The organism is Pseudomonas sp., from assembly GCF_049645325.1.
In the GTDB taxonomy this organism is placed as follows: Bacteria; Pseudomonadota; Gammaproteobacteria; order Pseudomonadales; family Pseudomonadaceae; genus Aquipseudomonas.
Genome location: NZ_JBARTQ010000293.1, coordinates 15,387 through 27,295, shown reverse-complemented (window position 1 = coordinate 27,295; position 11,909 = coordinate 15,387). Strand labels below are relative to the sequence as shown.

The 11,909-nt window shown below is 62.1% G+C and carries 13 protein-coding genes and 1 pseudogene; 2 read left to right on the top strand and 12 right to left on the bottom strand.

Annotation, left to right across the window (positions count from 1 at the left end; all coding sequences use genetic code 11):
- Window positions 1–92: 92 nt before the first annotated feature.
- Window positions 93–1,052 carry an amino acid ABC transporter permease gene (locus WBB95_RS13245; protein ID WP_424487983.1) on the top strand — a complete coding sequence of 320 codons (960 nt, stop codon included), beginning with the start codon at window positions 93–95 and terminating at the stop codon, window positions 1,050–1,052.
- Entirely contained in the window at window positions 1,045–1,779 is a 735-nt protein-coding gene (locus WBB95_RS13240; protein WP_134660434.1) for an amino acid ABC transporter ATP-binding protein, read from the top strand. Before WBB95_RS13245 ends, WBB95_RS13240 begins: the two co-directional genes overlap by 8 nt.
- A 3-nt stretch (window positions 1,780–1,782) precedes the next feature.
- Here WBB95_RS13240 and WBB95_RS13235 read toward each other — a convergent pair whose 3' ends face one another.
- The 12 genes and pseudogenes from WBB95_RS13235 to ubiE all read right to left on the bottom strand — a co-directional run bounded on the left by WBB95_RS13235 (window position 1,783) and on the right by ubiE (window position 11,878).
- The gene (locus WBB95_RS13235; RefSeq protein ID WP_424487982.1) at window positions 1,783–3,690 is read right to left on the bottom strand and encodes a methyl-accepting chemotaxis protein; all 1,908 of its coding nucleotides are present in this window, start codon (window positions 3,688–3,690) and stop codon (window positions 1,783–1,785) included.
- 135 nt (window positions 3,691–3,825) lie between these two features.
- Entirely contained in the window at window positions 3,826–4,539 is a 714-nt protein-coding gene (locus tag WBB95_RS13230; protein WP_424487984.1) for a methyl-accepting chemotaxis protein, read from the bottom strand.
- A gap of 144 nt (window positions 4,540–4,683) precedes the next feature.
- Window positions 4,684–5,742, bottom strand: a pseudogene (locus WBB95_RS13225) (methyl-accepting chemotaxis protein); the annotation flags it as partial.
- A 140-nt stretch (window positions 5,743–5,882) separates the two neighbouring features.
- Entirely contained in the window at window positions 5,883–6,590 is a 708-nt protein-coding gene (locus tag WBB95_RS13220) for a 16S rRNA (uracil(1498)-N(3))-methyltransferase (RefSeq protein ID WP_424487981.1), read from the bottom strand.
- Window positions 6,587–7,378 (bottom strand): twin-arginine translocase subunit TatC, encoded by a 792-nt coding sequence (gene tatC, locus WBB95_RS13215; protein WP_424487980.1) that lies wholly within the window; start codon window positions 7,376–7,378, stop codon window positions 6,587–6,589. The genes WBB95_RS13220 and tatC overlap by 4 nt, the downstream gene beginning before the upstream one ends.
- Entirely contained in the window at window positions 7,375–7,800 is a 426-nt protein-coding gene (gene tatB, locus WBB95_RS13210) for a Sec-independent protein translocase protein TatB (protein WP_424487979.1), read from the bottom strand. Before tatB ends, tatC begins: the two co-directional genes overlap by 4 nt.
- 10 nt (window positions 7,801–7,810) lie before the next feature.
- Window positions 7,811–8,089 (bottom strand): twin-arginine translocase TatA/TatE family subunit, encoded by a 279-nt coding sequence (locus tag WBB95_RS13205; protein ID WP_424487978.1) that lies wholly within the window; start codon window positions 8,087–8,089, stop codon window positions 7,811–7,813.
- Window positions 8,090–8,114: 25 nt separating this feature from the next.
- Window positions 8,115–8,447 (bottom strand): phosphoribosyl-ATP diphosphatase, encoded by a 333-nt coding sequence (locus WBB95_RS13200; RefSeq protein WP_003209299.1) that lies wholly within the window; start codon window positions 8,445–8,447, stop codon window positions 8,115–8,117.
- A 2-nt stretch (window positions 8,448–8,449) separates the two neighbouring features.
- Window positions 8,450–8,842 (bottom strand): phosphoribosyl-AMP cyclohydrolase, encoded by a 393-nt coding sequence (gene hisI / locus WBB95_RS13195; RefSeq protein WP_101265664.1) that lies wholly within the window; start codon window positions 8,840–8,842, stop codon window positions 8,450–8,452.
- A gap of 41 nt (window positions 8,843–8,883) precedes the next feature.
- The gene (gene ubiB / locus WBB95_RS13190; protein ID WP_424487977.1) at window positions 8,884–10,488 is read right to left on the bottom strand and encodes a ubiquinone biosynthesis regulatory protein kinase UbiB; all 1,605 of its coding nucleotides are present in this window, start codon (window positions 10,486–10,488) and stop codon (window positions 8,884–8,886) included.
- On the bottom strand, window positions 10,485–11,108 hold the full coding sequence (locus WBB95_RS13185; RefSeq protein ID WP_424487976.1) for a ubiquinone biosynthesis accessory factor UbiJ: 624 nt from the start codon (window positions 11,106–11,108) through the stop codon (window positions 10,485–10,487). The genes ubiB and WBB95_RS13185 overlap by 4 nt, the downstream gene beginning before the upstream one ends.
- A complete protein-coding gene (ubiE, locus tag WBB95_RS13180) occupies window positions 11,108–11,878 on the bottom strand; it encodes a bifunctional demethylmenaquinone methyltransferase/2-methoxy-6-polyprenyl-1,4-benzoquinol methylase UbiE (protein ID WP_003171186.1) in 771 nt (256 codons plus the stop codon). The genes WBB95_RS13185 and ubiE overlap by 1 nt, the downstream gene beginning before the upstream one ends.
- Window positions 11,879–11,909 lie beyond the last annotated feature (31 nt).

Genomic DNA, 11,909 nt, shown 5'->3' with positions numbered 1-11,909 from the left:
AGCCCGCTCCCACATTGGATTGCATTCCAAATGTGGGAGCGGGCTTGCTCGCGAAGGCGGCCTGACAAGCAACACACATCCCGGAAAGTGAAATGAAACCGAAAAAAGCCCAATGGCCCTGGCACCTGCTGACCGTGGTCGTGCTGGTCGGCCTGGCCGGTGCGTTGTACTACGCCACCTCGCTGATGTCCTACGAATGGCGCTGGAACCGCGTGCCGCAGTACTTCGCCTATCAGGCCGAAACCTCCCAGCGCGCCGCTGACATTTCCACCGTGGTCGAGCTGGTGCGCAAAGGCGATGTCGCCGAAGTCACCTTGCGCAACGACGCCGGTGCGGAGCAGAAGCTCACCGTGGCCGACAACAGCCTGCAAGTGTCGCGCGGTGACGACGTGGCCGAGGGCGACGTGGTTGGCGTGACCCGCCATTGGGCGCTGGGCCCGCTGATGTGGGGCTTGTGGACCACGCTGTGGCTGTCGGTGGTCTCCGGCATTCTGGGCTTGGCGATCGGTTTGGCGACGGGCTTGTGCCGTCTGTCCAGCAACCCGACCTTGCGCGATCTGTCGACGATCTACGTCGAACTGGTACGCGGCACGCCGCTGTTGGTGCAGATCTTCATTTTCTATTTCTTTATCGGCACGGTGCTCAACCTGTCCCGCGAATTTGCCGGGATTGCCGCACTGGCGTTGTTTACCGGTGCCTACGTGGCGGAAATCGTCCGCGCCGGTGTGCAGTCGATTACCCGTGGCCAGAACGAAGCGGCGCGCTCATTGGGGCTGAGTGCCAGCCAGTCGATGCGCCATGTGGTGCTGCCGCAAGCCTTCAAGCGCGTGCTGCCGCCGTTGGCGGGGCAATTTATCAGCTTGGTGAAAGACACTTCGCTGGTCTCGGTGATCGCGATCACCGAGCTGCTGAAAAGCGGCCGCGAAGTGATCACCACCTCGTTCTCGCCGTTTGAAATCCTGTTCTGTGTGGCAGGCCTGTACCTGCTGATCAACCTGCCGCTGTCGAAAATGGCCAGCCGGCTTGAGCGGAGGCTCGCGCAAAGTGATTGAAGTCCGCGATCTGGTAAAAGTCTTCGACACCCGTGGCCACGTGGTGCGCGCGGTGGACCACGTCACCACCCAGGTCGCCAAGGGCGAAGTGCTGGTGGTGATCGGCCCGTCGGGTTCCGGCAAGTCGACCTTCCTGCGCTGCCTGAATGGGCTGGAAGCGTTCGACTCGGGTTCGGTGAGTATCGACGGCCTGCAATTGGCCGACCCGAAGACCGACGTGAACGCTTATCGTCGCGAAGTCGGCATGGTGTTCCAGCACTTCAATTTGTTTCCTCACATGACCGTGCTGGAAAACCTATGCCTGGCGCAGAAAGTCGTGCGCAAGCGCGGCAAGAAGGAGCGTGAGGCCAAGGCGTTGGCGCTGCTGGAAAAGGTCGGCATTGCCCAGAAAGCCAATGAATTTCCTTCACGGCTTTCCGGCGGCCAGCAGCAACGTGTGGCGATTGCCCGCGCGTTGGCGATGGAACCCAAGGTGATGCTGTTTGACGAGCCCACCTCGGCCCTCGACCCGGAAATGGTCGGCGAAGTGCTGGACGTGATGAAGACCCTGGCCCTGGAAGGCATGACCATGGTCTGCGTCACCCACGAAATGGGTTTTGCCCGCGAAGTGGCCGACCGTGTGCTGTTCTTCGATCACGGCAAGCTGCTCGAAGACGCCTCGCCCGCCGAGTTCTTCGATGCGCCGAAAGACCCGCGTGCCCAGGCTTTCCTGCGTCAGGTGCTGTAAACCTCAGAGCCTGAATTTGCCGACCAGCGTCTGCAAATCCAGGCTCAATCGTGACAACTGAAGGCTGGCCGCCGCCGTTTCCTCACTGGCGGCCGCCGTCTGTTCCGACACATCCCGCACCTTCAATACACTGCGATTGATCGCTTCGGCCACTGCGCTTTGCTCCTCGGCGGCAGCGGCAATCTGCGGGTTCATTTCCTGGATGACCGACACCGTGCGCGCGATCGCCGCCAGTGCATCGCCGGCGTCACGGGTCAGGCCGACGCTGGCGTGGGTCAGGCTGCGGCTGTTGTCCATGATGTCTGCGACCTGCCGGGTGCCCGTGTGCAGGCCGACGATCAACTCCTCGATTTCTTCCGCCGAGGCCTGGGTGCGTTGGGCCAGGCTGCGCACCTCATCGGCAACCACGGCAAAGCCTTGGCCGGCGCTGCCCGCCCGTGCGGCTTCGATGGCGGCGTTGAGGGCCAACAGGTTGGTCTGTTGGGACACTGACTTGATCACGTCCAGCACGCTGCCGATCTTTTGGCTCTCGCGCTGCAACGCCAGCATCGCCTGGCTGGCGCGCGCCATTTCATGGGCCAGGTGGCCAATCTGTTCAACCGCCTGCGTGACCACCTGCTCACCCGCACCGGCCTGTTGGTCGGCTTCGCTGGCGGCGACGGATGCTTGTTCCGCGTGGCGCGCCACTGTTTGCGCAGTGGCGAGCATTTCATTCATGGCCGTGGCCACCTGGTCGGTTTCCTCTCTCTGGTTGTTGACCCCGCTGCGCGTCTGCTCGGTCACCGCCGACAGTTGCGCCGCGGCGCTGGCGATTTGCCGGGCACTGTCGCCAATACCGCTGATGAGGGTGCGCAGGTTTTGCGTCATTTTGCCGATGCTTTGCTGCAATTGGCCGAGTTCATCGTGGCGCTCCACCGGGGGATTTTCACTCAGGTCACCCTCTGCGATGCGGTTGGCGGCCAGCAACGCCTGGCGCAATGGCACAGCGATCTGCCGGGCGATCCACCAAGCCGTCGAGGTGCCCAGGAGCAGAGCCGCAAGCATGACGCTCACGAGCAGTGTGCGTGTGTCTTGCGCCTCCTGATCACGTTTGACGATCTGGCCCTGACTCACCTGTTCGCTCTGGTCGAGTAACTGGTTGAGCTGCTGTTCAAAGCGGTTCTGCGCGGTTTCCGTGGTGAGTTGAGCGTCCTTGAGGGTTACCAGCAAGGTGCGAAAGGCTGCGAGATCAGCTTTGAGCAGGGTGGAATCCACCGGCAAACGCGTGACAGCCGCTTGTGCGCGGTCCAGGGCGTCAAGCGTGTTGCCGACCGCTTCGGCATACGCCTGCAGTGACTCGGCGGCCCAAGCCGGGCTTTGAGTGCGATCCTCGGCCTGCTCCATGGCTTGGCGCAGGCTCTCGATGGCCTCGATTGCCGGTTGGTCTTGGCGGTCGGGCAGTTCACCCGCCAGTCGGGCGAGTGTGTCGCTGGCCTGCAAGGCGGTTTTTTGCAGGGCCGGGCGGGTGTTCTCGCGCTGTTCGATCAGTGGTGGCAGCGTCACCAGCGCGGTGTTGAAACTCGCCACCAGCTGTTTGGCGGCCTGCAGGCGCTGCAAGTCAGCGGGGTCCTTTACATGGGCGGACAAGTTGTCGAGGTGCTGGTCGATTTTTTCAATCTGCAAGACCATTTTGCCCAGGCTGGCCGAGTCGGTGAGGGTGCGGTACACGATGCGGTCGGCGCGCATTGCCTCGGCGACAGCGGTCAGTTGGCCGAGGGCGGTCAGGTTGCTTGAACGCAACAGGGCCGCATTCAAGGCTTGCCAGCCAGTCACGGCAATGACGAGGCTGAGGATCAGCACTTGGCCAAAACCCAGGAAGAGCTTGAGTCGCACGCTGGCGTTGACCAGCAAACGGGTCAGCCGGGCAGACATGGTGAACCTCCAAATCAAAAAAGAGCGTGTTGGAACGCTAATTCGATTTGGGCTGATGGCGGGCTGATAACTGCGTAGGACATTTCATAAGTTGCTGTGTGCGACGACCATGACTGGCCGCCGCAACGGGATCAATCAGACGCGGAAACGCCCGACCAGTGTCTGCAGGTAGATGCCCAAACGGGCCAGTTCTGCGCTGGAGGCGGCGGTTTCCTCGCTGGCCGAAGAGGTCTGCTCAGACACATCACGCACGTTCAGCACGCTGCGGTTTATCTCTTCGGCCACCGCGCTCTGTTGCTCGGCGGCAGTGGCGATCTGCGAGTTCATCGCCTGGATGGTCGAGACCGTGCGGGTGATATTGCCCAGCGCGTTGCCGGCGCGGCGAGTCAGTTCGACGCTGCTGTCGGTGAGGCTGCGGCTGTTGTCCATGATGGTCGCCACCTGCTGCGTGCCGTTTTGCAGGCCGACGATCAGCTCTTCGATCTCTTCAGTGGACTTCTGGGTGCGCTGCGCCAGGCTGCGCACTTCGTCGGCCACTACCGCAAACCCGCGCCCGGCTTCACCAGCACGTGCCGCTTCAATCGCCGCGTTAAGTGCCAGCAGGTTGGTTTGCTGGGCCACGGACTTGATCACGTCGAGCACGCTGCCGATCTTGTCGCTTTCGCGCTTGAGATGGCCCATGGCCTCGGTGGAGTTGCCGACCTCGGTAGCCAGGCGTTCGATCTGGGCGATGGCCTCGCCGACCACCTTGTCACCTTCACGGGCCTGCTGGTCAGCGGCCACGGCGGCTTCGGAGGCTTCCTCAGCGTTACGCGCAACTTCCTGCACGGTGGCGGCCATTTCGTTCATGGCGGTGGCCACTTGGTCGGTCTCGACCTTCTGGCTGTTGACCCCGGCGCTGGTCTGCTCGGTCACCGCCGACAGCTGCTCGGCGGCGCTGGCGATTTGGGTGACGCCGTCGCTGATGCCGCCGATCAGCTCGCGCAGGCCCACGGTCATGCTTTGCATGGCCCGTTGCAGCTGGCCCAGTTCATCCTGGCGGCCGGAGTTGAGGTTGTGGCTCAAGTCGCCGGAGGCCACACGCTCGGCCACTTTGAGGGTCTGGTTCAGCGGGATGACGATCTGGCGGGTGATGGCCCAGGCGGCGACGACGCCGAAGATCAGCGCCAGAACGGTGGCCAGCAGCAGCAACTGTTTGGCTTGTGCTGCATCGTGATCGCGCACCACGGTCTGGGAGATCGTCAGTTTGTCGCTGTGACTCAGCAGGATGTCGCCTTGTTCGGTGGTGCTTTTCAGGGCGGCCGCCGTTGCTACCTGGGAGTCACGGTACTGGCTGACCGCCGCGCGGTAGGCTTGCAGCGAGGTGCTGGCCTCTTGCAGATTGGCCTGGTACTGCTCTGGCAGTTGGCCCTGGAGTTCGGTGATTTTCTTCAGGGCATTGTCGATGGCGTCCAGCGCCGGCTGCTCGGCCTCGGGCTTGGCGCTGTAGGTGTAGCCGCGCACCTGGAAGCGCGCCTGCTGGATCAGCTTGCTCAGGTCGACGACGCTGTTGAACTGGGTGACGCTGTCGCCTTGCAGCAGGGATTTTTCGACTTCGCTGGTTTTGGCCACGGCGTTGTCAGCGGTGTCGCCAAGCTTGCTGCGCGCGCCTTCACGCTTGAGGCCAGCCTGGACCATGGCGGCAAAGGCTTTTTTGTATTGGTTCAGGGCGTCGAGTTGTTGCTCGACCAAGGCCTTGTCGTCGGGTTGCTCGATCAGGCCTTCAGCGGTTTTCAGGCCACTGTCCAGCCGGGTGATCAGTTCATTGACCGCCCCGGTGCCTTGTTCGCCGCGACGCATTTCGAAGTCCAGGCGCGCCAGGCGCAGGTCTTTGGTCAGGCTGTTGAGGCTGGAGATAAAGCCCAGCTTGTCACCGCGACTGGTGACGTCGCCCAGGCCGGTCCAACCGGTGAAGGTGATCAACAGCGTCAGAATCAACACCAAGCCAAAGCCAATGCTCAGCTTGCGATTGACGCTCACATTCCCCAGTTTTTCGGCTAACCAACGATACATGCTGCGATCTCCTTTGGAACAAGGCTTGGACTTATTCAGAGGCTATCGGCAGGTGCCTGGGATTCTGTAACGGCGAAATTCAATGTGGGAGCAGGTAAGCCAGTTCCCACAGGGGATCGGTGTTGGATGCCGAATTGTCGCTAAAACAAGCGCGCGAGCAGGGCAGTGACGGCGGTTTCGACGCGAAGGATGCGTGCACCCAGCTGTACCGGCTGCAAGCCGGCCTTGGCCAGCAGGTCCACCTCGTAAGGAATCCAGCCGCCTTCCGGGCCGATGGCTAGGGTGACGGGCTCATCCAGCCCGCGCGGGCAGGGCGGGTAATCGCCGGGGTGGCCGATCAGGCCCAACGTGCCGTCGGCCATGGCCGGCAGGCGATCTTCTACAAACGGCTTGAAGCGTTTTTCGATGATGATTTCAGGCAGCACGGTATCCCGCGCCTGTTCCAGGCCGAGGATCAATTGCTCGCGAACCGCCTCAGGCTCCAGGAACGGCGTTTGCCAGAAGCTCTTTTCCACCCGGTAACTGTTGAGCAGCACGACTTTCGGCACGCCCATGGCCGCCACGGTTTGCAGCACCCTGCGCAGCATTTTCGGGCGCGGCAGCGCCAGCAACAGGGTCAGGGGCAGTTTGGCCGGGGGCGGCTGGTCGAAGCTGACGTGCAGCTCGGCTTCAGCGGCTTCCAGGCGCAGCAGTTGCGCAGTGCCCATCAGCCCGCCGATCCGGCCGACGCGCAGGCTGTCGCCGACGACGGCGCGGTGGACTTCCTGCATATGCACCAGGCGCCGATCACGCAGGATCACTCGGTCGGCCGCGATAAAGTCGGCCTCCTCAAGCAGCAGCAGGTTCACGGCTGGGTCGCTGGCGGCTGGTCGTCTTCGGCGCGTTGGTCATCCGGGTGATCGCCGCGCTTGCTGATCAGGCTGCCGAACAGGATGCCGATCTCGAACAGCATCCACATCGGCACGGCCAGCAAGGTTTGCGAGAAGATGTCCGGCGGCGTCAGGATCATCCCGACCACAAAGCAACCAATGACCACGTAGGGGCGGATTTTCTTCAGGTACTTGACGTCGACCACGCCGATCCACACCAGCAGCACCACGGCCACCGGGATTTCAAAGGCCACGCCAAAGGCGAAGAACAGCGTCATCACGAAGTCGAGGTAACTGGTGATGTCGGTCATCATTTCCACACCGGCCGGGGTGGCGGCGGCGAAGAATTTGAAGATCAGCGGGAACACCAGAAAGTAGGCGAACGCCATGCCGGTATAGAACAGCAGGATGCTCGACACCAGCAACGGCACGGCGATGCGTTTCTCATGCTTGTACAGGCCTGGCGCGATAAAGCCCCAGATCTGGTGCAGGATCACCGGGATCGCGAGGAACAGCGAGACCATCATGGTCAGCTTCAACGGCGTCAGGAACGGCGACGACACGTCGGTGGCGATCATCGTCGCGCCGGCTGGCAGGTACTGGCGCAGCGGCGTGGAGACGAAGGTGTAGATCTGCTGGGTAAAGGCGAACAGCCCGGCAAAAATGATGAAGATCGCCGCCACGCAACGCAGCAGGCGCGTACGCAGCTCGGTGAGGTGCGAGACCAGCGGCATGTGCTGGTCGTTTTCCGGTTTATCAGCGCTCATGGGGCTCGCGGCGGCAATGTAGGGTCATGGGGCGCGGGCGACGCGGCAGGCGTCGGCGCAGGCTCGGTTGGCGCGGTCGGGATCGGCGCGACGGGTGTGGCGTGGACGGCAGGCGCGGGCGCGATGCTGTTTTCGGCCACAGGCTCTGCCGGTTTGGCCAGAGTGTTCGGCTCATTCACCGGAGACAGGATCTTGCGTGCTTCCTGCTCCAACGACAGGATATGTTCGTTGTGCAATTGCCTGCGGATCTCGTCGGCGCCGATTTCCCGTTCAACTTCCTGTTTGATGGCGTTGAAACTGCGTTTCAGGCGCCCGATCCACAGGCCGGCCGTGCGCGCGGCACCGGGCAGGCGTTCCGGCCCCAATACCAGCAAGGCAACCAGGCCGACGAGGAGCAGTTCAGAGAAGCTGATACCAAACATTAGTCAGTGCTCACAAGTCTTTGCGGGTCGGCTCTTCGACTTTTTCAGCCTGCACGTCGAAGGTGCGACGTTCGGTAATGGGCTGAGTGGCCTGCGGGTGTACAGGCTGGGCCGGAGGCACGGGGTTGGCCATTGGCTCCGCTGGTTTTTCATCGTCGTTCATGGCTTTGCGAAAGCCCTTGATCGACTCGCCCACGTCAGTGCCCAGGTTCTTGAGTTTCTTGGTGCCGAACACCAGAACAACCACCACCAGAATGACGATCCAGTGTTTCCAGTCAAAAATGCCCATGCTGCAATTCCTCTGTGAAAGTTATTCAGGCGGACGGGCGCGAGGCCTTTTCGGCGTGCCCGGACAAGCCGAAGCGACGGTCCAGTTCATCCAGCACGGCCTGCGGATGCTGCCCCAGTTGGGCGAGCATGACCAGGCTGTGGAACCATAAGTCAGCGGTTTCGTAGATCACATCGCTGCAGTCGCCGCTGATTTGTGCGTCCTTGGCGGCGATGATGGTTTCGACGGATTCTTCGCCGAGTTTTTCCAAAATCTTGTTCAGGCCCTTGTGGTAAAGGCTGGCGACATAAGAGCTGTCGGCGTCCGCGCCTTTGCGGTCTTCCAGCACCTGTGCCACACGGTTCAGGGTATCGCTCATGTTCAGTGTCCTGCCGAGTAGATGGCGTGCGGGTCTTTGAGCACCGGCTCTACAACCTTCCATTCGCCGTTTTCGAACACGCGATAGAAGCAACTGTGACGACCGGTGTGGCAGGCGATGTCGCCGATTTGCTCGACCTTGAGGATCACCACGTCGGCGTCGCAGTCGATGCGCATCTCGTGCAGGGTTTGCACGTGCCCGGACTCTTCGCCCTTGCGCCACAGTTTGCCACGCGAACGTGACCAGTAAATGGCGCGCTGCTCAGCGGCGGTCAGGCTCAGGGCCTCGCGGTTCATCCAGGCCATCATCAATACGCGCCCGGTCTTGTAGTCCTGGGCAATGGCCGGCACCAGGCCGTCACTGTCCCACTTGATCTCGTCCAGCCAGTCTTTCATGTTCGGCTCCGGCAATTTGCGACAGTGTATAACCGGATCGGCTATCGACGCACGATCAGATAAACACCCACGGCGACCATGATGCCGGCCGGCCAATGGCCCAATTGGTTCAGCGGCCCGCCAATCGCCAGCATCACGCCGCCTACCAGGTGCGCGGCGCCCAGCAGGCGCAGGAACCAGTCGTCCTTGCGCTTCTGCCACGGTGGCGCGGGGTCCTTGGCGTGAGGCTGGGACATGCGCTCCAGCAGGTCGCGGGTCATGTTGGCCAGGTGCGGCAGCTGTTCCATCTGGCTGTGCAGGTTGCCCAGCACGGTTTTCGGGCTCATGCGCTCGCGCATCCAGCGTTCCAGGAACGGCTGCGCGGTGTTCCACAGATCAAGGTCCGGGTACAACTGGCGGCCCAGGCCTTCGATGTTCAGCAGGGTTTTTTGCAGCAGTACCAGCTGCGGCTGCACTTCCATATTGAAGCGGCGCGCGGTCTGGAACAGGCGCATCAGCACCTGGCCGAATGAAATATCTTTTAACGGTTTTTCAAAGATCGGCTCGCACACAGTACGGATCGCCGCTTCGAATTCGTTGAGCTTGGTTTCCGCCGGCACCCAGCCCGAATCGATGTGCAATTGCGCCACGCGGCGGTAGTCGCGCTTGAAGAAGGCAAACAGGTTGCGCGCCAGGTAGTCCTGGTCTTCCGGGGTCAGGCTGCCGACGATGCCGCAGTCGATCGCGATGTACTGCGGGCTCCACGGGTTGACGGTGCTGACGAAAATGTTGCCCGGGTGCATGTCGGCGTGGAAGAAGCTGTCGCGGAACACCTGAGTGAAGAAGATCTCTACGCCGCGCTCGGCGAGCATCTTCATGTCGGTGCGCTGGTCGGCCAGGGTCGCAAGGTCGGTGACCTGCACGCCGTAGATGCGCTCCATCACCAGCACTTTCGGGCGGCACCAGTCCCAATACACTTGCGGCACGTACAGCAGCGGCGAGCCTTCGAAGTTACGCTTGAGCTGGCTGGCGTTCGCGGCTTCGCGCAGCAGGTCGAGTTCGTCGTAGATGGTTTTTTCGTAGTCGGCAACCACGTCCACCGGGTGCAGCAAGCGCGCATCGGCAGAGAAACGCTCGGCGGCGCGGGCAAGGATGAACAGCCACGCCAGGTCCTGGCCGATGATCGGCTTGAGGCCCGGGCGAATCACCTTCACCACCACTTCTTCGCCGGTCTTGAGCTGCGCCGCATGCACTTGCGCCACCGAAGCCGAGGCCAGCGGCTCGACATCGAAGCGGCTGAAGACGTCGCTGATCTTCTGGCCCAGTTGCTCCTCGATCAGCTTCATCGATTGCTGGGAATCGAACGGCGGTACGCGGTCCTGCAACAGCATCAATTCGTCGGCGATGTCTTCGGGCAGCAAGTCGCGGCGGGTGGACAGGATCTGCCCGAACTTGATGAAGATCGGCCCCAGGTCCTGCAACGCCAGGCGCAGGCGCGCACCCCGGCTGAGCTCCAGCTGTTTGCGCGGGAACCAGCGCCACGGCAGCACGTAGCGCACCGCCAGCAGGAACCACGGCAAGGGCAGGGCGAACAGCAGGTCATCGAGGCGGTAGCGGATTACGACGCGCTGGATACGAAACAAACGGCGGACGGCGAGCAGCTTCATGCGTTATCGCTTGGATCAAGGGAACGGCTCAGGCGCTCGAAGCGGGCCTCAAGGCGTTCCAGGTCGATTTTGGCCTTGTCGAGTTCACGAAAGCGCGCTTGCGCTTCGCGTTCTCCGACGAGAATGCGCGATTCTTCGCTCAGGTATTCGGCGAGGTTCTGGTTGAGGCTGGCGAACCCCTGCTGGTACCAGCGCGAGCGGCTGCGCAGGTGCCCGCTGATCAGCTGGGTAGCGACGGGGCCGATCCAGCGTGACAGCTCGTATTCCCAGTCCAGCTCCAGGTCTTGCAGCACGGCGGCCAGGTCCATCAGCACCGCACTGTCGCCTCCCAGTTCCACTTCGGCGCTGTGCAGGATGGTGGTTTTGCTGCGGCTCACGGCCAAGTGCAACAGGCTCGACGCCGGCGCACGCAGGGTGCAGTCGGCGTCGGCGGCCCAGTCAGTCGCGAGCAGCAGGCCTTCGTCGCTGGGCAGGATAAACAGCTGCAAGGCGGGGCTCGTGCAGTCGACGGCAATCACCTTGCCGTTCAAGTGCGCAAGCCGCGCCAGGGCGGTGCTGTCCAGGCGCAGCACACGGTTAATGCCGTGTTCAACGCTGGCGAGAAGGCCTTTGAGCAGCATCAGGGTTTGATACCGCGGTGCAGGGCAACAATGCCGGACGTCATGTTGTGGTAGGTCACGCGGTCGAAACCGGCTTCCACCATCATCGACTTCAGGGTTTCCTGGTCGGGGTGCATGCGGATCGATTCAGCCAGGTAGCGGTAGCTTTCGGCGTCATTGGTGATCAGCTTGCCCATCAACGGCATGAAGGCGAACGAATAGGTGTCGTAGACCTTGGACATCAGTGCGTTGGTCGGCTTGGAGAACTCCAGCACCAACAGGCGGCCACCCGGCTTGAGCACGCGCAGCATCGAGCGGATCGCGTCTTCTTTATGGGTGACATTGCGCAGGCCGAAGGCGATGGTTACGCAGTCGAAATGGTTGTCCGGGAAGGGCAGCTTTTCAGCGTCGGCCTGGACGAATTCGATATTGCCGGCCACCCCTTTATCCAACAGGCGATCGCGGCCAACCTTGAGCATCGAGCCGTTGATGTCGGCCAGCACGACCTGGCCGGTAGGGCCGACGAGCTTGGAGAACTTGGCCGCGAGGTCGCCGGTGCCGCCGGCGATGTCGAGCACGCGGTTGCCGGTGCGTACGCCCGACAACTCGATGGTGAAGCGTTTCCACAGGCGGTGCATGCCGCCCGACAGCACGTCGTTCATCAGGTCGTACTTGGCGGCTACGGAGTGGAACACCTCAGCGACTTTTTCCGCTTTCTGGCTTTCCGGAACGTTCTTGAAGCCGAAGTGAGTGGTGGGTTCGGCATCGCTGCCTTTGCGCTGATCAGTCATATCGCTGTCACCAAAAGAGAATGCGGGACAT

What these genes read in the sequence shown, in the direction of transcription:
- WBB95_RS13245 (WP_424487983.1), top strand. Translation starts at nt 93, where the DNA reads ATGAAACCGAAAAAAGCCCAATGGCCCTGGCACCTGCTGACCGTGGTC.
- WBB95_RS13235 (WP_424487982.1), bottom strand. Translation starts at nt 3,690, where the DNA reads ATGTCTGCCCGGCTGACCCGTTTGCTGGTCAACGCCAGCGTGCGACTC.
- WBB95_RS13230 (WP_424487984.1), bottom strand. Translation starts at nt 4,539, where the DNA reads ATGAACGAAATGGCCGCCACCGTGCAGGAAGTTGCGCGTAACGCTGAG.
- tatC (WP_424487980.1), bottom strand. Translation starts at nt 7,378, where the DNA reads ATGAGCGCTGATAAACCGGAAAACGACCAGCACATGCCGCTGGTCTCG.
- tatB (WP_424487979.1), bottom strand. Translation starts at nt 7,800, where the DNA reads ATGTTTGGTATCAGCTTCTCTGAACTGCTCCTCGTCGGCCTGGTTGCC.
- WBB95_RS13205 (WP_424487978.1), bottom strand. Translation starts at nt 8,089, where the DNA reads ATGGGCATTTTTGACTGGAAACACTGGATCGTCATTCTGGTGGTGGTT.
- WBB95_RS13200 (WP_003209299.1), bottom strand. Translation starts at nt 8,447, where the DNA reads ATGAGCGATACCCTGAACCGTGTGGCACAGGTGCTGGAAGACCGCAAA.
- hisI (WP_101265664.1), bottom strand. Translation starts at nt 8,842, where the DNA reads ATGAAAGACTGGCTGGACGAGATCAAGTGGGACAGTGACGGCCTGGTG.
- ubiB (WP_424487977.1), bottom strand. Translation starts at nt 10,488, where the DNA reads ATGAAGCTGCTCGCCGTCCGCCGTTTGTTTCGTATCCAGCGCGTCGTA.
- WBB95_RS13185 (WP_424487976.1), bottom strand. Translation starts at nt 11,108, where the DNA reads ATGCTGCTCAAAGGCCTTCTCGCCAGCGTTGAACACGGCATTAACCGT.
- ubiE (WP_003171186.1), bottom strand. Translation starts at nt 11,878, where the DNA reads ATGACTGATCAGCGCAAAGGCAGCGATGCCGAACCCACCACTCACTTC.